The sequence below is a fragment of the Arthrobacter sp. TJ-270 genome, assembly GCF_058269075.1.
In genome coordinates, this window is the sequence record NZ_JBZCNB010000001.1 from 200,061 (window position 1) to 218,288 (window position 18,228).

Sequence of the window (18,228 nt, forward strand, 5' to 3'; positions counted from 1 at the left end):
ACAGCGGTGAGCTGCCATCCAGGCGGCCGGTGATCCAGGCGATTTCAGCGGCCGACGTCGTCGTAACCGCTGCAAGGCTGAGTTCCGAGACCCGATCCGGGCCCACCATGGACGTAGAGCGCGGCCTTTCCGGACGGGTTGCCGGACGCCTCCCAGTAGATTTCGTTTCCGTCCCCGACTGGTAGCATTCCGGAGCCGAGGGGCTCGTCGGAGATGAACATCCGTCAAGCCTACGCACCGGGCCGGCCGCGCCGAGTAAACTTGCAGGTAATCATGTCGCTGACAATCTCTTACCCTGCCCAGCTCCCTGTCTCGGAACGCCGGGCGGACATCATGGCTGCCATCGCAGCGAACCAGGTCACCATCATCGCCGGCGAAACCGGCTCGGGGAAAACTACGCAGATTCCCAAGATGTGCCTGGAGCTGGGGCTTGCCCAATCCGGGATGATCGGCCATACGCAGCCTCGACGCCTCGCAGCGCGCACGGTCGCCGAGCGCATTGCCGAGGAACTGGACGTCAAACTTGGTGAAGAGGTTGGATACCAGGTCCGGTTCACCGGGGAGGTGGGCCGAAGCACCCGCATCAAACTAATGACGGACGGCATCCTGCTCGCCGAAATCCAGCACGACAAGCTGCTCAAGAAGTACAGCACCATCATCATCGACGAGGCCCATGAGCGCAGCCTCAACATTGACTTCATCCTCGGCTACCTCAAGCGCATCCTGCCCAAACGCCCGGACCTGAAGCTGATCATCACCTCCGCCACCATCGATCCGGAGCGCTTCGCCAGCCACTTCGCTGCGGATGAAGCGGCACCCGAGAAGAAGCCTGCGCCCATCATCGAGGTTTCGGGGCGCACCTACCCGGTCGAGATCCGGTACCGTCCGCTGAGCCAGCCAGCCGGCGACACCGAGTCCGATTCAGACGACGAGCTTGAGGAAGACCGCGATCCCCTCGACGCGGTGTGCGACGCGGTTGACGAACTCGCGGGCGAAGCAACCGGAGACATCCTCGTCTTCTTCTCCGGCGAGCGCGAGATCCGTGATGCCGCCGACGCACTCCGCTCGCGCGTGCAGGTGAACCCCCGCCTGCGCGGGACCGAGATCCTGCCTCTCTTTGCCAGGCTGTCGCTGCAGGAACAGCACCGGGTCTTCAATCCGGGTGGGCCGGGCAGGCGCATCATCCTGGCAACGAACGTCGCCGAAACTTCCCTGACCGTCCCGGGAATCAAGTACGTCATTGACACCGGCACCGCCCGAATCTCCCGGTACTCGCACCGCACGAAGGTGCAGCGGCTTCCCATCGAACGCGTGTCGCAGGCCTCGGCGAACCAGCGGTCGGGTCGCTGCGGCCGTGTGTCCGATGGCATCGCCATCCGCCTTTACTCCGAGGAAGACTTCGAGTCCCGACGGCCGTTCACGGATCCGGAGATCCTGCGGACAAACCTTGCGGCCGTGATTCTCCAGATGACGGCAATGGGTGTGACGCGCGGCCCGAAGGATGTCGCCGCCTTCCCCTTCGTCGAGCCTCCCGATTCAAAGGCCATCAACGACGGCGTCACGCTACTCCGTGAACTTGGCGCGGTGACGGCCGACGGCGGTATCTCCCCGGTGGGCCGGCAACTGGCCCAACTGCCGGTGGATCCGCGCCTTGGACGCATGATCGTGGAAGCCGGGCGCCGCGGCTGCGCCAAGGAGGTCATGGTTCTGGCGGCGGCCCTCACCATTCAGGATCCCAGGGAACGTCCACAGCCGGATCAGGCGGCAAAGCTTCAGAGCGCAACGGAGAAGCACCGCAGGTTCGCGGACGAGAATTCGGACTTCACCGGCTACCTGAACCTCTGGCGGTACCTGCAGGACCAGCAGAAGGAACTGTCCTCCACACAGTTCCGCAAGCTGTGCCGCAATGAATTCATCAATTACCTGCGGGTGCGCGAATGGCAGGACCTTTTCGCCCAGCTGCGCCAGCTCGCCAAGCCGCTCGGCATTACCCTGTCTCCGGCCGAGGTGGATCCGGTGGCGCAGCATGATGCCGTCCACATCAGCCTGCTGTCCGGTCTGCTCAGCCACATCGGTCTGTATGACCAGCGGAAGCGCGAGTACGCCGGTGCCCGCGGCACCCGGTTTGCGGTCTTCCCCGGCAGCGCACTGTTCAAGAAGAACCCCGACTGGGTGATGGCAGCGGAACTGGTCGAAACATCCCGGCTGTGGGCTCGGGTAGTCGCCAAATTCGATCCGCTTTGGGCTGAGGAAGTCGCACCGGACCTGGTGAAGCGCAGCTACAGCGAACCGCATTGGTCGCGCAAGATGGGCTCGGTGATGGCCTACGAGAAGGTCACTCTCTACGGCGTGCCGATAGTTCCGCAGCGGCGCATCAACTACGGCCGCATCGACAGGGAACTCGCTCGCGAACTCTTCATCCGGCATGCGCTGGTTGAGGGCGACTGGCGCACCCATCACAAGTTCTTCCACCGCAACAAGGCTCGGATTGCGGAGATCGAAGAGATGGAAAACCGCATGCGCCGCCGCGACCTCATGGTCGATGACGAAACGCTGTTCGAGTTCTACGACGCACGCGTCGGCAAGGATGTGGTGTCCGAGCGCCATTTCGACAAGTGGTGGAAGCAGGCCCGCCAGGACAGCCCTGAGCTGCTGGACTTCAAGCCCGAGGAACTTCTCAGCCGCGACGCAGATCTCGACGAGACCGCCTTCCCGAAGACGTGGGGCCAGCAGGGATTCGAGCTGCCGCTGACCTACGAGTTCTCTCCCAACGTTCCCGGTGCCTCGGACGGCGTCACTGTGCAGGTCCCGATCCTGTTCCTGAACCAGCTGGACCCGGCACCGTTCCACTGGCAGATTCCCGGGCTGCGCGTGGAGCTCGTGACCGCGCTGATCAAGTCCCTGCCCAAGCAGGTCCGCAAGAACTTCATTCCCGCTCCGGACGTCGCCCGGTCCGCCGTCGACGGACTCCATGCTGACTTCGACCCTGCCAGGGACGAGCTTGAGGCGTCGCTGGAACTGACCCTGCGCAGGCTGAAGGGACACGTTATCCCGCCGGGTTCGTGGAACCGGGATACGCTGCCGCCGCACCTGTTGATGACCTTTCAGGTGGTCGATGCGAACGGCCGCATCCTCGATGAGGACAAGGACTTGCCCGCGCTTCAGGACAGGCTCGCCCCGCAGACCAGGCGCGCGATAGCCGAGTCGCTGGGGGCAACGCCGGGGTCCGTGCAGCAAACGCATAAGGCGCCGCGCCGGAAGCAGCAGGTGCCGCCGCCGTCGTCGTCGGACGCCGGCCCCGGCATCAAAGAGATCAGCGGCGCAACAGCGTGGACGTTCGGTGCGGTCCCGCGGGAGGTGTCCCGGATCGTCGGCGGGCACCGGGTAACCGGGTATCCCGCGCTCGTTGATGAGCAGACCGCCGTCGGGCTCAGGGTCTTCCCCAATGCGGCCGAGCAGACAGCGGCGATGCGCACAGGTGTCATCAGGCTCCTCGCGCTGCGCGTCCCGAGTCCCGCCCGGTATGTCCTGGAGCATTTGAGCAACTCCGAGAAACTCACCTTCAGCCAGAATCCGCACGGCAGCGTCAGTGCGCTGATCGAAGACTGCTCGATAGCAGCGATCGACAAGCTCACGCCCGAGGAGCTGCCGTGGGCTGTCGAGGAGTTCGATGCGCTTTACGAGAACGTCCGGGCCGACCTCATCGACACGGTCTTCACCGTGACCGCAACGGTCGAGAAGATCCTCGCCAGCGCCCGCAGAATCGAGAAGCGGCTGAAGGGTTCCACGAGCCTGGCCCTCATCACTGCCCTGAACGATGTGAAGAGCCAGCTCGAGCAGCTCGTTTTTCCGGGTTTTGTAGCCACTACGGGTTATGCCCAGCTGGCCCATCTCCCCCGGTACCTCGCGGGTATCGAGAAGAGGCTGGAGAAACTTGAGACCAATGTTCAGCGCGATGCCTTGAGTACGGCGATTGTGCAGCGCCTCGAAGACGAGTACGACGACGCCGTGGCGGCCGTCGCTCCACACGGACGCCGGGTGCCGCCCTCGCTGGGACGGGTCCGCTGGATGCTTGAGGAACTGCGGATCAGCCTGTTCGCCCAGGAGTTGGGAACCGCCCACTCGGTATCCGAGAAGCGCATTCGCGCCGCCCTCGGGGAAGCTCTCGCCGCCTAGGCAGCAGGAACATTCTCGGCATACCCGGCGTCGCGCAGCGCAGCCCGGAGCCGTTCCGCGTTCTCGTCGAGCTTTGCCGGATCGGGATCGGGGTCAACGTTGTGCACGTCGAAGTCAGCAGCGCTCTGCGTCGGCCAGATGTGGACATGCACGTGGGGGATCTCGTACCCCTCAACGAGCACACCGATGCGTTTGGCGTTGAATTCCGACTCCTGCACCTTGGCGATCTTCTGCGCGACGTCCATGACCTTGCCGAGCAGGTCCGGTTCGAGGTCCACCCAGTGCGCCACCTCACGGCGGGGAACAACCATGAGGTGACCGTCGGTGATGGGCTGGATGGTCAGGAATGCCACAACGTCCTCGTCCTTCCAGACGAAGCGGCCGGGGATTTCACCTTCGATGATCCGGGTGAACAGCGTGCTCATGAGTCCTCCTTCAGGGTGCTGGCGTCAAGAACGAACCGGTACTTCACATCTCCCGCAACCATGCGGTCGTAGGCCGTATTGAGCTGGTCGGCTGTGACAAGCTCAATATCCGACACCACTGAATGCTGCGCGCAGAAGTCGAGCATCTCCTGGGTTTCGGCTATACCGCCGATGAGCGAGCCGGCGTAGGTGCGCCGCTTGCGGATCAGCAGTCCGGGGTCAACGGCCGGCATCGGGTCTGCGGGCAGACCGAGCTGGAACAGGGCTCCGTCGAGCCTGAGTGTGCGGATCAGCTGGTTGAGGTCATGCGGCGCTGCAACCGTATCGATCACCACATCCAGCGTGGTCGCGACGGCCTCCATGGCCTTCGAATCCCTGGAGATGACAACGTGGTCGGCTCCAAGCTCCCGCGCGGCATCCACCTTGCCGGACGAGGTGGTGAATACCGTTACCTCTGCGCCCATGGCCTTGGCAATCTTCACCGCCATGTGGCCCAGTCCGCCCAGTCCGACGACGCCGACAGCGTCCCCTTTCTCGACGCCGAAATGGTTCAGCGGCGAGAAGGTGGTGATGCCGGCACAGAGAAGCGGCGCGGCGGCGGCCGGGTCCATGTTTTCGGGTATCCGGAGAACGTATCCTTCGTTGACCACGATGGAAGTCGAATAGCCGCCCTGCGTGATTTGGCCGTCGTTCCTGCGGTCCGGAGTGCCGTAGGTGCCGGTCATCCCTTTCTCGCAGTATTGCTCCAGGCCGTCCGCGCAGCTCTCGCATTCCCGGCAGGAGTCCACCATGCAGCCGACTCCCACCCGGTCGCCGACGGCGAACGACTCCACGGAAACCCCCACCCGGGTCACCCGGCCGACGATCTCATGGCCGGGCACCAGCGGATAACGGGCAGCGCCCCACTCACTCCGCGTGGCGTGGACATCCGAGTGGCACAGTCCGCAGAATTCGACGGCTATTTCGACGTCGTCGTGGTTCGGTTCCCGGCGCTCAACGGTGGTGCGGCCCAACCCGCTGGACGCCGACGTAGCGGCGTAGGCGTATGCAGTGGTCATACCGGTTACTCTCTCACAACGAAGTTCGGCGGGCCGAGCAGGGCCCGCTGCCCCGTCAGGGACCGGTGGCCACCGGCAGATCAGCGCGCTGGGACCACTGGGACCACGATCCCGGATACAGCGCCGCCGCGAACCCGGCAACCTCGAGGGCGGCGATCTCGTGCGCCGCGGTGATCCCCGATCCGCAGTACACCGCGACGTCGACCGTGTCCGTGATGCCCAGCGCGGCAAACCGTCGGTGCAGCTCCGCTGACGGAAGGAAGGTCTTCTGCGGTGTGAGATTCCCCGACGTGGGAGCACTGCATGCCCCCGGGATATGCCCGGCCTTCGGGTCAACCGGCTCGATCTCGCCACGGAAACGTTCCGGTGCCCGGGCGTCGAGCAGGACACCGTGCTGCGTCAGGGCCGGAACGTCATCGACTTTGAGGACGGGCATGTGGCCGGAGCTCAGGGTGACATCACCGAGGCAGTGCTGCTCCTCCCCTCGCTCGGTCTCAAAACCGGCTGCCTGCCATGCACTCAATCCGCCGTCGAGCAGATAGACACGGGTCAGGCCCGCATCCCGTAGCAACCACCAGAGCCGGGCCGCCGCCAGGTTGCCCGTGTCGTCATACGCAACAATCACATCGCCGTCGTTGATGCCCCATTGACGGGCCGCTTCCTCGAACGCTTCCGGTTCCGGCAACGGGTGGCGTCCTTCCGCCGCGGATGGGCCTGAACACAGTTGCCTTTCAAGGTCGACGTAGACTGCGCCTGGGATATGAGCTGATCGGTACTGCTCGTGGCCGTGGGGATCACCCAACGCCCAGCGAACATCCAGCAGGACGGTCTGCTGACCGGAGGTCATCCGGTTCCGCAGCGCCTGCACGTCCATCAGAGTCTCCATGAAGATCTCCTTATGAAAGTGTGACCGGTGGCACACCGGCCAGGTGTGAGCCCAGTTCACCACAGCTCCGCTCCTCGCTCCAAGCCCGTCGCGTCGGGATGTATTTACTGCTCTGGCCCTCCCACCCGTCAGGGGGTACAAAAGGGTAATGACAGCTACTCTGGTGCTCGGTCCGATGCTCCGGTATGTCGATGAAACTTCGGCCTCGGTTTGGGTGGAGACCAGCGCAGCGTGCACCGTCGTCGTGCGCGCCGACGGCAGTGAATGGTCCGCCCCCACGTTTGCCGTCCATGATCATCACTACGCGCTGGTGGAGGCGTCGGACCTCCCCCCGGGTGCGACCGTGCAGTACACCGTTGAGATCGACGGTGAAAGTGTCTGGCCGGAGCCCGGCTCATCTTTCCCTGCCCCGTCCATCCGCACGCTCCATCCCGACAGACGGCTGCGGCTCGCGTTCGGCTCCTGCCGAACGAGCGTCCCCCACGACCGCATGGGCAACGCTACCCACGGCGTCGATGCGCTGCGTGCCTACGCGCTCGACCTTGCGGACAACCACGACGACGACGCCCGTCCCGACCTTGTCGCCTTCCTCGGCGACCAGGTGTACGCCGACGCAACGAGCAGCGAGATGCAGGACTTCATCAAATCGCGCCGGTCGATCCATGAGCTACCCGGGGAGGAACTGCAGGACTACGAGGAGTACGCCCATCTGTACAGGCTCGCCTGGTCCGACGAGGCGAACCGCTGGCTGCTCTCCACCCTTCCCAGCGCCATGATCTTCGACGATCACGACATCCGGGATGACTGGAACGCATCACTTTCCTGGCGGGAACAGATGCATGCAACCACCTGGTGGCATGACCGAATCGTCGCTGGGCTCTCGTCCTATTGGGTATACCAGCATCTCGGGAACCTCTCTCCGGCGGCCCGCGCAGAGGACATTCTGTGGCGCAGGATAACTTCCCACGCAGGTCCTAAGGAACTGGATCTCACCGCCGAGCTCGACGCATTCGCCGAACGGGCGGATTCTGACCCCCTCAGCTACCGCTGGAGCTACTCTCGGGACATCGGCGATGTACGGATCATCACCGTCGATTCACGTGCCGCGCGGGTCCTTGATCCGGGTCAGCGCTCCATCCTGGACGAGGTTGAACTCAAATGGCTGGATGAGCACTTTCAGGGCGGCATGAGGCATCTGCTGATTGCGACCTCGCTTCCCTTCCTCCTCCCCCGCGGCCTGCACTATATCGAGGCGTGGGACGAGGCTCTAGCGGAGGGCGCCTGGGGAAAACGGGGTTCGAGGATCGGCGAGGGCCTTCGGCAGCTTCTCGACCTTGAGCACTGGAGCGCGTTCCAGCGCAGCTTCCGGTCGGTTGCGCACCTTGCTATTGAGGTGGCCGACGGTAAGCGCGGACCCGCTCCGCAGACCGTGACGTTCCTTTCCGGAGACGTTCACTTCTCATACATTGCTGAGATCGACCGCCCGTCCGGCAGCCGCATTCTTCAGTTCGTCTGTTCACCCATCCGCAATCCGCTCCCGCGCGCCCTGCGGTTTGCCACGGTGGTCATGTCCTACAGCGTCGCCAGCCCGATCGGTTCCCTGGTGGCGCGCTCGGCGAAGGTCCCGAAACCGCCGTTCTCCTGGACGAACATCAAGGGGCCGTGGTTCGACAACAACCTTGCGGTACTCGAAGACAGCGATGACGGGTTGAAACTGCGGTGGGCAACCGGCGTGACCGACGGCGGCCCGGACACCCCCCGGCTGAAGGAAGTGGCGAGCTATACCGTCACCCCCGAAGGACGTCGCGTCAAAGGGTGACGCTCTGGCCGGGGGCCAGGTGCTCGAAGTCCGTTCCATAGTGCTTCCCCAGTCGGGAAACATGGCCCTCGACCATTTTCAGACCGGTCTCGTTCAGCAGCGCGTCATGAATCTGGTGCGCCCGCGGTGCCCGAACCGACGTGACGAAATCGATCACCTCGGCGGTCTTCGACCATGGCGCGTGCACCGGCACGAGCAGGGTATGCACCTGGACCCCATGCGGGACTATGAACGAGTCGCCCGGATGGTAGAGGGCGCCGTCGATCAGGTATCCGATGTTCTTTACGACCGGGATGTGCGGATGAATGAGGGCGTGCTGCCCGCCGAAAGTTCTGACGTCGAACCCTGCGATGGTGTAGTGCCCCTCAGGTTCCAGAGCATGGACGCGGCCGGCGGCGCCGTCGTCGTCGTCGTCTGAAAGTTCCTCCCCCAGCTGGGTGGCGACGCCCTGCGGGGCATAGACCTCCAACCGGGAATCAGCACGGACGGCAGCTGCAATCCTTGTCTTGTCAAAGTGGTCGGCGTGCTCATGGGTGATGAGAATCGCCGCCGCCCCGGAAACGGCCTCTTCGACCTCGGAGAAGTTCCCGGGGTCCAGAACGATTCGGGTCCCGTCCTTCTCAAGGCGGACGCACGCATGGGTGAACTTCGTCAGCAACATTCGCCCAGACTATCCGGCGTTCGACCCCTCTGTCTGCGGGCGCCACCCAACCGGCGCAGTGGGCGCAGCGTGCGCCGGTGCTACCCTTGACGCGGGTCAAATTGAGTACATGGGAGGTGACCAGCCGGGCATGTCATCGGAGGCAGAACAGCCGGTCCGCAAGGGGTCGGAACAGCGGGTGACCAGGCAGCGCCGGGCGGTCAGCGCCACCCTCGATGACCTGGACGACTTCGTGAGCACGCAGGAGCTGTACCGCAAGCTTCACGAACGGGGCGAGTCGGTCTCGCTGGCCACCGCGTATCGAATCCTGCAGTCAATGGCCGACGACGGCCTCGTGGACGTTCTGCGAAACGGCGAGGGCGAAGCTGTCTACCGCCGGTGCGCCGTCGAACACCACCACCACCACCTGCTGTGCCGCAAGTGCGGACGGGCTGTTGAGATTGAGGCGCCTGCGGTCGAGCAGTGGGCTGCACGTATGGCGCAGGAGCACGGATACACCGACGTAGCACATACAGTCGAGATTTACGGCCTGTGCCCGGAGTGCACCTCCGCGAAGAACTAGGCCTGCTGCACCGCGCGGAGCTCGGACGTGATGGCCTTCTTGGAACGGTGCCAACTGATGGCCCTGCACACCAGGTAGATCACGAAGGAAATGGTGGTCACATAGGGGCTGATCGGTATCCGCCCACCCAGCGCCAGCAGGATGCCGCCCACAACCGACGTACAGGCGAACACGACGCTGAGCAGCACCACCAGCCGTGGTGATGAGCTGACCTTCAGCGCCGCCGCCGCGGGTGTGATGAGCAGAGCAAGCACCAGCAGCGCGCCCACCACCTGGATGGACAGCGCCACCGAAACTCCCAGCAGGAACATGAACGTCAGGGACAGCCCGCGCACCGGCACGCCCCGCGCCTCGGCCAGCTCCGGGTCTACGCTGGCAAACGTGAGTGGGCGCCAGATGGCCCCGAGGGCAACCATGACGACGACGGCGCAGCCGGCCAGGAGCGTCAGCTGCACCTGGTCAACGGAGACGATCTGCCCGGTAAGCAGACCGAACTTGTTCGCCGCCCTACCCTCATAGAGCGCCAGAAACAGAATTCCCAGGCCCAGCCCGAACGGCATGATGACGCCGATGATCGAATTGCGGTCCCGGGCGCGGATGCCCATCAGTCCGAGCAGAAGAGCAGCTATCACCGATCCGGTCAGCGAGCCGAACACCACGTTAGCGCCGATCAGCAGGGCAAAGGCGGCACCGGCGAAGGAGAGTTCGGCGATCCCATGAACAGCGAAGGCCAGGTCCCGCATCATCACGAAGGTGCCGATCAGCCCACCCAGTAGACCCAGCACAGCACCGGCCCAGATCGAGTTCTGCACCAGTGGGAGCAGCTCGGCGTAGTTGTCGAACGTGAAAATCGCCCGGAATATCTCTTCAAAGGTCACGGCAGCGCTACCTCTGCATGGTGGTGGTGTGTGGTGGCATCCGGCAGGCCCACCACGGCAATGCGGCCGTTGTTATGCATGACGTCCACTCTGCTGTCGTAAAGATCGGACAGAACTTCACTGGTCATTACATCCTGCGGCCGGCCGACCCGGAACCGTCCGCCCGCGAGGTAAAGGACACGGTCAACGTAATCGATGATGGGATTGATCTCATGCGTCACGAAAACCACTGCGGTGTTGTGGTGGCGACACTGATCGTTGATGAGCTTGCTCACCGCCTGCTGGTGGTGAAGGTCGAGCGAGAGCAGCGGTTCGTCGCAGAGCAGCACCTGCGGATCGGTGGCGAGGGCCTGGGCAGCGCGCAGCCGCTGCTGTTCCCCGCCGGACAACCGTCCGACCGGCGCGTCCGCGTACGACGACGCCCCCACCTTCTCAAGGAGTGCATCCACCGTGCGCCGGTAGCTTCCCCCGCCCCGGCGAAAACCCCAACGGTGTCCGTCGACCCCGAGTCCGACCAGGTCACGTGCGCGCAACGGGGTTTCGGCCGCGAAGGACTTCTGTTGCGGGATGTAACCGAAAGCGCGGCTCCCGCGGTGCAGCGCGTGACCGTTGACCGTAGCTGTACCCGAGTCCAGCTCCTGCAGGCCAAGGAGTACTCTCAGCAGGCTCGTTTTGCCCGAACCGTTGGGGCCGAGAACGGCAAGGAACTCCCCCGGACGGATGTCCAGGTCCAGATCGTGCCAGAGCGTTCGGCGGCCAAACGAAAGGGACGCCGAGCGCAGGCTCGCCACCGGGTCAGTGGCAGCACCGTCGTCGGCCACGCGGCCTCCTAGCTGCAGAGTTGGGAGTGTCTTGGCCAATTCTGTCAGGACTTAAGAGCTTCGGCGACGTTGTCGACGTTGGTGGTCATCCAGGAGATGTAGTCTGCGCCTTCGGGAAGGGTCTCGGTGAAGTTGACCACCGGCACTGAGGCCGATTCGGCGGTGCTGCGGACGGCCTGGGTCTGCGGGCCTTCGGTCTGTTCGTTGTATGCGAGGAAGGCGACGGAGCCGCTCTTCATGAGTCCCTGCATCTCGTTCAATGCGGCAACGGGCACATCCGCGTCCTCTTCGATGGCCTCCATGTAATCAGCGGGGGTGACGTCCTCAAGGCCGACAGCTTCCAGCAGGTAGGCGGGAACAGGCTCGGTGGCCGCAACGGGCTTTCCGTCAGCGTCGGGGGCCAGCGCCTCAGCTCGGTCCTGCAGCCCGGCAATCTGCTCCGCGAAAGAGGCGGCGTTACTCTCGTAGGTATCCGCGTTGTCCGGATCGAGCGCCGACAGCTTTTCTCCTACTGCGCCTGCGAGATCTGCCATGGCGTCCAGATTGTACCAGACGTGCTCATTGAAATCACCGTGAGCGTGCTCGTCCTCGGCGCTGGCCTCCTCTTCTGAGTGGGCCTCCTCTTCTGAGTGGGCCTCCTCTTCTGAGTGGGCCTCCTCTTCTGAGTGCGCCTCTTCCTCGGCGGCTACGCCGGCGATTTCGACGGCGGTGAGGATGTATTCGTGGTTCATCTCCACTGAGTCGGCGAGGGTGTGCAGGAAGGGATCGTAACCGCCGCCGTTCTCCACCAGAAGGTCCGCCTTGGACACAGCGAGCTTGTCCTGCACTGTGGCCTCGTAGGAATGGGGATCCTGGCTCAGGCTATTGACGATTGCCGTCACTTCCACGTGCTCACCGCCCACGGACTCGACGATGTCGCCGTAGACGTTCGTAGAGGTCACGACCTGCAGCGCACCTGATTCTGATGTCTGTCCGGAGCCTTCGGCGTCCTGTCCGCAGCCGGTGAGGGCGAATGGAAGAAGAGCTGAAGCGGTGAGCGCCGCCGTCGTTCGCGCGTAGATGCTGCGCATGATTGTCCTCTACTTTTTCTCAGAGAGTATGGGGCCCTCGACGGGCTCATCCAACTCTAACCTAAACGTGAATCATTCGCATTTCGTTTGGAGTCGGATGAGCCCGGAAATGCGAAGATGAAGCCGTGTCGAATTACACCGCGCGTTGGTGCCCAGGCCCGTGACCGCGATTGCCTTACTCTTTGTGTCGGCGTGTGCAACGTACCTGCTCAACGCCTGTTTCGGTGTGGCGGTGCGGACGGGGCTGGTCGATTCGAGTGGATTCCGCTGGTTTCATCACGGATTTTATGTCGTCACGTTCGGCCTGGCACTGATTGCCGCGAGTTCGCTGTGGTGGAGCCGCAGCCCGGCCGGTTGGTACCTGATTCCCGCACTGGTGGCCCTGGCCGCCCTCCCCTACATCGGGTCAGCACGACGCCATCCCTACCGGCATGCCTGCGCGGCGATGGTTCCGTTGCCGTTCTATATCCTGAGCGTAATGGCGGCACTTGCCCCCTGATCCGCACACCCTAGGACACCAGTGGAATTCCTTGACGTCATCTTCAATCGCAAGACCACCAACGGTCCGTTCCTCCCCGATCCGGTAAGTCAGGACCACCAAAAGCTGCTGATGCAGGTGGCCGGCGCCGCACCCTCCCAGCTGAACAGCCAACCGTGGCGCTTCGTCATCGTCGAGGATCGGGACGCTATTGGGCGGATCGCGGCCATAAGCGGCGAGAGCATGACCCAGGTCATGGCTGAGGGAACGTTCTTTGAGCGCTATAAACGCTATTTTCGCTTCAGCGAGGCCGAAATGGACGAGCGGCGGGACGGCATGCTCTTCGACCAGCTCCCCGCGGTGCTTCGCCTCTTCACCAGGAAGGTCTTCACTCCGTCGGGGCAGACCCTGATGAACAAGCTTCGGGTGCCGCAAACCCTCGGTGAGGAAAACCGGAAACTCGTGGCGGGCTCGCCACTGTTGCTGGGCGTCATGCTGGACAGGAGCGAATACCGCCCCGGCGAACTGTCCGGTTTCTACTCGGTGTTCAGCATGGGTGCCGCGATGGAAAATCTGTGGCTCACCACCGTGGAGCTGGGGATGGGCATCCAGTTTGTCTCCTTCCCCATGGAGGTCCCAGCGAACTGGAGGAGGGTCGAATCGATTCTCGGGATACCGGACGGGTTGGAGCTGATGGCGGTGTACCGGCTGGGCTACCTCCCCGAAAGGCAGCGGCGCCCAGCCATCGACTGGTCAAGCCGGCAGCGGAAGCGCCCTTCCCAATATGTGTTCCGGGACACCTGCGCCACGCCGCAGCAAGGCTGGGACTGACGCTCGGCAGCGACAGCGGGGACCCTGTCATGAGTCAGGATCCCGCTGTCGAACCTTTGGCTAGCGCGCTTCCCTGGTTCCCAGGTGCACGCCCTGCTGGAGAAACTCGCCGGTTCTCCGAAGTCCCTGGTTCTGGGTGGCGTCACGGATCTCCCCGATCAGCTGCTCGATGACGTCCTCCAGGAAAAGCACGCCCCGCGCATGTCCGTCGTGGGTCATCACGCGAGCCAGGTGTGAGCCGGTGCGCTGCATGATCGCCAGCGCGTCCTCGATTTCGTCGTCCACGCTCAGGTTTGCGAGGGCGCGGACCTTGTTCTCCGTGATCGGCCGCGAGTAGGCCGCTTCCGGCATGGACATGACGTCCTTGAGATGCATGTACCCGGTGAGGTTGTTGTGCTGGTCGACCAGCACAAAACGGGAAAAACCGGTGCGTCCGACTGCCTTCTCAAACTCCTCGGGCGTGGAGTCGGTGCTGAGCGTGACGAGTTCATCCAGCGGAACCATCACGGTTCCGGCCGTCTGCCCCGAAAACTCAAGCGCACTGCTGATCAACCCGGCGTCGTCGTCCACCAGCCCATGCCTCGTGGACTCCTGCACGATGGACTGCACCTCCTCCAGCGTGAAGGACGAAGTCACCTCATCCTTGGGCTCGATGCGCATGGCGCGAAGGATGTGGTTGGCCGTCCAGTTCAGGCTTGAGATGACAGGGTGCACTACGCGCGCCACCATCACGAGCGGCGGCGCGAGGAACAGCGCAGCCTTGTCTGCCACCGAGACCGAGATGTTCTTCGGCACCATTTCGCCGAAGGTGACGTGGAGGAAAGTCACCAGCGCCAGTGCGATACCGAAAGCTATACCGTCCGCCAGGGCGCCCGGGAGCCCGATCGCTTCGAGCGGAACCACCATCAGGTGGTGAATAGCGGGCTCAGCCACCTGAAGGATCAGCAGGGAACATACGGTGATACCCAGCTGCGCACAGGCGAGCATGAGGGAGACGTGCTCCATCGCCCAGAGCGTGGTTCGCGCGCGTTTCGAACCTTCTTCGGCAAGTGGCTCAATCTGGCTCCTGCGTGCGCTCATGACTGCGAACTCCGCACCAACGAAGAACGCATTGGCAATCAGGAGAATGACCAGCCACAGTATTCCTGCCCAGTCGCTCATCGTGTACCCCCTACGGCACGCGTGCCTGGATCGGACTGTTCGGCATCTTCGGGCACGATCGGGATGAAGCTGATGCGGTCGATCCGGCGTCCGTCCATGCGTTCCACTTCGAGGATGCCGCCCGTCACCTCCACCCGGTCGCCGATCTCGGCGATCCGGCCGAGGACGGACATCATGAATCCGCCGACCGTCTCATAGCCGGGTTCGTCAGGAACTACCAGGTGCGGGACCTGGTCGCTGACCTCGTCGGGACGCATGATGCCGGGGAAGAACCAGTTACCGGCCGCGCTTTGCAGGACGCCAGCCTTCAGTTTGTCGTGTTCGTCGGCAACCTCGCCGACGATCTCCTCGACCAGATCTTCGAGCGTTACAACACCGGCCGTGCCCCCGTACTCGTCAAGTACCACCGCGAGCTGCAGGTTCGCCTCCCGGAGTTCGCTCAGCAGGGAGTCCAGATGGACGGTCTCGGGAATGCGCAGTACGTCGGTCATGATCGTCCCGGCCGGTAGCTCGGCTCGCTTCGGCCGGGGCACGGCCACGGCTTTCTTGACGTGCACAACGCCCCGGATGTCATCCGGAGACTCTCCGATGAGCGGGAACCTGGAGTATCCGGTGCTTCGTGCCAGATCGACGACGTCGGCCACCGTCTGATCGGACTCGATCGTGGCCATTCGAATTCGCGGCGTCATGACATCAGCAGCGGTGCGCTGCGAAAAACTGAAAGTTCGGGCGAGGAAGTTCGCGGTGCCCTGGTCGAGGGTTCCCAGTTCGGCTGACCGCCGCACCAGTGACGACAGTTCGGAGGGTGTTCGCGCTCCGGAGATTTCTTCCTTCGCTTCCAGGCCGAACAGATGCAGGACACGATTGGAAAAACCGTTCAGGACAACGATCGCGGGCTTGAAGATCGCGGTGAAGATGAGTTGCGGGCGGGCAAGTGCCCGCCCGACCCTGAAGGGCAGGGCTATTGCCATGTTCTTGGGCACCAGCTCACCGATCAGCATCGAGAGCAGGGTCGCCAACACCATGGCGAGGATGAGGGAGATCGAGGCGCGCGCAGTCTCCGGGACGCCGACGGCGCCCAGAGGCGTCTCAAGCAGTCGTCCAACCGACGGTTCCATGACATAACCGGTGAGCAGCGTTGTCAGGGTGATCCCCAGCTGGCAGCTGGAGAGTTGCGTGGAGAGCGACTTGAGGCATCGAAGCACTGGCTCCGCCCGCTTGTCACCTGAGTCCACCGCCCGCTGAACATAGGTTTGATCGAGCGCAACAAGCGCGAACTCAACGGCGACGAAGAAGCCGGTGCCGAGGATCAGCAGCAGGCCCACAACAAGGTATAACCATTCCATTACCGGGTCACCGCCGAGGGCAGCACAGGTGCGCCGGTTCCAACCGGCGCACCGGGTTTCGGAGGTTCCGCCGGTTGGGAGGGCTCGTCCGGTTGGGAAGGCTCCGGAGGCGCCGCATTACCGGAGACAAGGTCTCCGGTATGTCCGGCGTCCGGACACGCAGTGGCGACCGAGGACGGTCCGCCTACTGCTGAACGGACGGAAGCGGATGGGTGATGGGCATGTGAACGGGGATTGCCGGCACTGGATGGCTGCGCTGCACATCGGATCGATGCTGCCTGTCGCTGCGTGCGCGCCATGGGCCGGCCCCTAGAGGAACTGTCCATAAGGTTTCCAGTTTACAGCAACGGCACCGACCCTGCCGCGAAGGCCTCCCCGCCGACGTCGCCCTACCAGCTCTGCTGGAGCGGGCGGCCTTCGTCATAGCCGGCTGCCGACTGCACGCCGACGATCGCCCGATCGCGGAACTCCGCGAGCGACCGCGCTCCTGCATAGGTCATTGAACTGCGCACACCCGCCGTGATCATGTCCAGGAGGTCCTCAACGCCGGGGCGGGCGGGGTCGAGGTACATGGTGGAGGTCGAGATGCCTTCCTCGTACAGTCCCTTGCGGGCCCGGGCGAATACATCGTCCCGCTGTGTCCGGTTCTGGACCGCACGGGCGGAGGCCATGCCGAAGCTCTCCTTGTACTGGCGTCCCTGGCTGTCGGTCTGCAGGTCTCCGGGGCTCTCGTACGTGCCGGCGAACCAGGATCCGATCATCACCTGACTGGCACCGGCCGCCAGTGCGAGTGCCACGTCCCGCGGGTACCGGACACCGCCGTCCGCCCAGACATGGGCGCCGAGTTCCGCAGCGGCCTGCGAGCACTCGTAGACTGCAGAGAACTGCGGCCGGCCTACCGCCGTCATCATCCGGGTGGTGCACATGGCGCCGGGGCCCACGCCGACCTTGATGATCGAGGCTCCCGCCTCCACGAGGTCGCGCACGCCGTCGGCGCTCACTACGTTTCCGGCCACGACGGGAACAGAGGGATCGAGTGACGTGACCGCTTTCAGTGCGTCGAGCATCTTCCGCTGGTGTCCGTGGGCAGTGTCCACTACGAGGACATCAACACCTGCTTCCAGCAGTTCGGCCGCCTTGGCAGCGACGTCGCCATTGATACCGACGGCGGCGGCCACCCGCAGCCGTCCCTGGCGGTCTGTTGCCGGCTGGTAGATGGTGGACCGCAGCGCACCCTTGCGCGTAATGACGCCGGCAAGTTGACCGTTCCGTGAGACGGCTGCGAGAGACGCACCTGCGGCGTCGAGTTCCTCGAAGGCCTCCTGAAGGGCTGCGTCGCGGTCCGCAGAGAACCGCGAAGCCTCAAGGTTCAGGGGTGGCCGCATAACAGCTTCGAGCGACGCGAAGCGGTCCACACCCTCGCAGTCGGCTGCACGGACTACACCGACGCAGCGGTTGTCGTCGTCGACCACCATGACGGCTCCGTGTGCCCGTTTGTTGATCAGGTGCAGCGCGTCGATCACCGTGTTGCCCGGCTGCAGCTTCAAAGGTGTCTCGAAGATCAGGTCACGCTGCTTGACCCACTGTGTGACTTTCCTGATGACGTGCGTGGGCACGTCCTGCGGAAGTACGGCAAGTCCGCCTCGCCGGGCCACGGTTTCCACCATGCGGCGTCCGGTGACGGCCGTCATATTCGCGACAACCAGCGGGATGGTTGTGCCGGTTCCGTCTTCGGTGGCCAGGTCGACGTCGAACCGTGAGATGACTTCCGAGGCCGACGGTACAAGGAAAACGTCCGAATAAGTGAGGTCAGTTGAGGGCGTGTTGATGAAACGCACGGGTGCTCCTGCGGTCGGTTACACAAGCGAGTGTATGCCTAATCTCACGTGGATCCCGACCCGTGTCCCGACATGGCGATACCTGCGTGCAAGGAAGCCGCGAGATTGGCTTGTTGCCCAAAACTGTCATTAGACTGAAGGGCAGGTCAACAGGGTCAGGCGAGCGCCGACGTAAACCTTTTTTGGGCCAAGGGCAACTCATGGAAGAGGGCGTATAA

16 protein-coding genes are annotated in these 18,228 nt (G+C 63.7%); 5 read left to right on the top strand and 11 right to left on the bottom strand.

Annotated elements, in window-relative coordinates; genetic code table 11:
* Positions 1 to 44 precede the first annotated feature (44 nt).
* Complete coding sequence (locus tag AC4D2M_RS00970) at positions 45 to 221, bottom strand: hypothetical protein (protein ID WP_490889198.1); 177 nt, start codon at positions 219 to 221, stop codon at positions 45 to 47.
* A 52-nt stretch (positions 222 to 273) separates the two neighbouring features.
* On the opposite strand from AC4D2M_RS00970, the gene hrpA reads away from it, so the two are divergent.
* Positions 274 to 4,176 carry an ATP-dependent RNA helicase HrpA gene (hrpA, locus tag AC4D2M_RS00975; RefSeq protein ID WP_490889200.1) on the top strand — a complete coding sequence of 1,301 codons (3,903 nt, stop codon included), beginning with the start codon at positions 274 to 276 and terminating at the stop codon, positions 4,174 to 4,176.
* Here the strand turns inward: hrpA and AC4D2M_RS00980 are convergent.
* The 3 genes from AC4D2M_RS00980 to AC4D2M_RS00990 are packed head-to-tail and all read right to left on the bottom strand — an operon-like array spanning position 4,173 to position 6,545.
* A complete protein-coding gene (locus AC4D2M_RS00980; RefSeq protein WP_490889202.1) occupies positions 4,173 to 4,601 on the bottom strand; it encodes an HIT family protein in 429 nt (142 codons plus the stop codon). The two genes, hrpA and AC4D2M_RS00980, sit on opposite strands and share 4 nt — an antisense overlap.
* Entirely contained in the window at positions 4,598 to 5,659 is a 1,062-nt protein-coding gene (locus AC4D2M_RS00985; RefSeq protein ID WP_490889203.1) for an NAD(P)-dependent alcohol dehydrogenase, read from the bottom strand. The genes AC4D2M_RS00980 and AC4D2M_RS00985 overlap by 4 nt, the downstream gene beginning before the upstream one ends.
* A gap of 55 nt (positions 5,660 to 5,714) precedes the next feature.
* Entirely contained in the window at positions 5,715 to 6,545 is an 831-nt protein-coding gene (locus AC4D2M_RS00990) for a sulfurtransferase (protein WP_490889206.1), read from the bottom strand.
* 148 nt (positions 6,546 to 6,693) lie between these two features.
* Between AC4D2M_RS00990 and AC4D2M_RS00995 the strand changes: the two genes are divergently transcribed.
* A complete protein-coding gene (locus AC4D2M_RS00995) occupies positions 6,694 to 8,364 on the top strand; it encodes an alkaline phosphatase D family protein (protein ID WP_490889208.1) in 1,671 nt (556 codons plus the stop codon).
* On the opposite strand, the gene AC4D2M_RS01000 is transcribed toward AC4D2M_RS00995, so the two are convergent.
* A complete protein-coding gene (locus AC4D2M_RS01000) occupies positions 8,354 to 9,025 on the bottom strand; it encodes an MBL fold metallo-hydrolase (RefSeq protein WP_490889210.1) in 672 nt (223 codons plus the stop codon). The genes AC4D2M_RS00995 and AC4D2M_RS01000 overlap by 11 nt on opposite strands.
* A gap of 109 nt (positions 9,026 to 9,134) precedes the next feature.
* Between AC4D2M_RS01000 and AC4D2M_RS01005 the strand changes: the two genes are divergently transcribed.
* Positions 9,135 to 9,587 (top strand): Fur family transcriptional regulator, encoded by a 453-nt coding sequence (locus AC4D2M_RS01005; RefSeq protein ID WP_490889212.1) that lies wholly within the window; start codon positions 9,135 to 9,137, stop codon positions 9,585 to 9,587.
* Here AC4D2M_RS01005 and AC4D2M_RS01010 read toward each other — a convergent pair.
* From AC4D2M_RS01010 to AC4D2M_RS01020, 3 genes are read right to left on the bottom strand one after another with little or no spacing between them, the layout of a single operon-like run.
* Positions 9,584 to 10,465, bottom strand: coding sequence for a metal ABC transporter permease (locus tag AC4D2M_RS01010; RefSeq protein WP_490889215.1), 882 nt, complete (start codon positions 10,463 to 10,465; stop codon positions 9,584 to 9,586). The two genes, AC4D2M_RS01005 and AC4D2M_RS01010, sit on opposite strands and share 4 nt — an antisense overlap.
* Complete coding sequence (locus AC4D2M_RS01015) at positions 10,462 to 11,286, bottom strand: metal ABC transporter ATP-binding protein (protein WP_490889218.1); 825 nt, start codon at positions 11,284 to 11,286, stop codon at positions 10,462 to 10,464. The genes AC4D2M_RS01010 and AC4D2M_RS01015 overlap by 4 nt, the downstream gene beginning before the upstream one ends.
* A gap of 44 nt (positions 11,287 to 11,330) precedes the next feature.
* Entirely contained in the window at positions 11,331 to 12,356 is a 1,026-nt protein-coding gene (locus AC4D2M_RS01020; RefSeq protein WP_490889220.1) for a metal ABC transporter substrate-binding protein, read from the bottom strand.
* Between the two features lie 160 nt (positions 12,357 to 12,516).
* Between AC4D2M_RS01020 and AC4D2M_RS01025 the strand changes: the two genes are divergently transcribed.
* Positions 12,517 to 12,855 (top strand): hypothetical protein, encoded by a 339-nt coding sequence (locus AC4D2M_RS01025; RefSeq protein WP_490889222.1) that lies wholly within the window; start codon positions 12,517 to 12,519, stop codon positions 12,853 to 12,855.
* Between the two features lie 21 nt (positions 12,856 to 12,876).
* Entirely contained in the window at positions 12,877 to 13,665 is a 789-nt protein-coding gene (locus tag AC4D2M_RS01030; protein WP_490889223.1) for a nitroreductase family protein, read from the top strand.
* Positions 13,666 to 13,725: 60 nt separating this feature from the next.
* Here AC4D2M_RS01030 and AC4D2M_RS01035 read toward each other — a convergent pair whose 3' ends face one another.
* The 3 genes from AC4D2M_RS01035 to guaB1 form a co-directional block, all read right to left on the bottom strand.
* Entirely contained in the window at positions 13,726 to 14,826 is a 1,101-nt protein-coding gene (locus AC4D2M_RS01035; RefSeq protein ID WP_490889226.1) for a hemolysin family protein, read from the bottom strand.
* Positions 14,823 to 16,172: a hemolysin family protein gene (locus AC4D2M_RS01040; RefSeq protein WP_490889228.1), complete on the bottom strand. Its 1,350-nt coding sequence runs from the start codon at positions 16,170 to 16,172 to the stop codon at positions 14,823 to 14,825. Before AC4D2M_RS01040 ends, AC4D2M_RS01035 begins: the two co-directional genes overlap by 4 nt.
* A 389-nt stretch (positions 16,173 to 16,561) precedes the next feature.
* Positions 16,562 to 18,010 carry a GMP reductase gene (gene guaB1, locus AC4D2M_RS01045; protein ID WP_490889230.1) on the bottom strand — a complete coding sequence of 483 codons (1,449 nt, stop codon included), beginning with the start codon at positions 18,008 to 18,010 and terminating at the stop codon, positions 16,562 to 16,564.
* Positions 18,011 to 18,228 lie beyond the last annotated feature (218 nt).

Excerpts from the sequence above, each read along its gene's own strand:
- AC4D2M_RS01040 (WP_490889228.1), bottom strand. The coding sequence starts at position 16,172 with ATGGAATGGTTATACCTTGTTGTGGGCCTGCTGCTGATCCTCGGCACC.
- AC4D2M_RS01005 (WP_490889212.1), top strand. The coding sequence starts at position 9,135 with ATGGGAGGTGACCAGCCGGGCATGTCATCGGAGGCAGAACAGCCGGTC.
- AC4D2M_RS00990 (WP_490889206.1), bottom strand. The coding sequence starts at position 6,545 with ATGGAGACTCTGATGGACGTGCAGGCGCTGCGGAACCGGATGACCTCC.
- AC4D2M_RS00995 (WP_490889208.1), top strand. The coding sequence starts at position 6,694 with ATGACAGCTACTCTGGTGCTCGGTCCGATGCTCCGGTATGTCGATGAA.
- hrpA (WP_490889200.1), top strand. The coding sequence starts at position 274 with ATGTCGCTGACAATCTCTTACCCTGCCCAGCTCCCTGTCTCGGAACGC.
- AC4D2M_RS01020 (WP_490889220.1), bottom strand. The coding sequence starts at position 12,356 with ATGCGCAGCATCTACGCGCGAACGACGGCGGCGCTCACCGCTTCAGCT.
- AC4D2M_RS00985 (WP_490889203.1), bottom strand. The coding sequence starts at position 5,659 with ATGACCACTGCATACGCCTACGCCGCTACGTCGGCGTCCAGCGGGTTG.
- AC4D2M_RS00980 (WP_490889202.1), bottom strand. The coding sequence starts at position 4,601 with ATGAGCACGCTGTTCACCCGGATCATCGAAGGTGAAATCCCCGGCCGC.
- AC4D2M_RS00970 (WP_490889198.1), bottom strand. The coding sequence starts at position 221 with ATGTTCATCTCCGACGAGCCCCTCGGCTCCGGAATGCTACCAGTCGGG.
- AC4D2M_RS01000 (WP_490889210.1), bottom strand. The coding sequence starts at position 9,025 with ATGTTGCTGACGAAGTTCACCCATGCGTGCGTCCGCCTTGAGAAGGAC.
- AC4D2M_RS01035 (WP_490889226.1), bottom strand. The coding sequence starts at position 14,826 with ATGAGCGACTGGGCAGGAATACTGTGGCTGGTCATTCTCCTGATTGCC.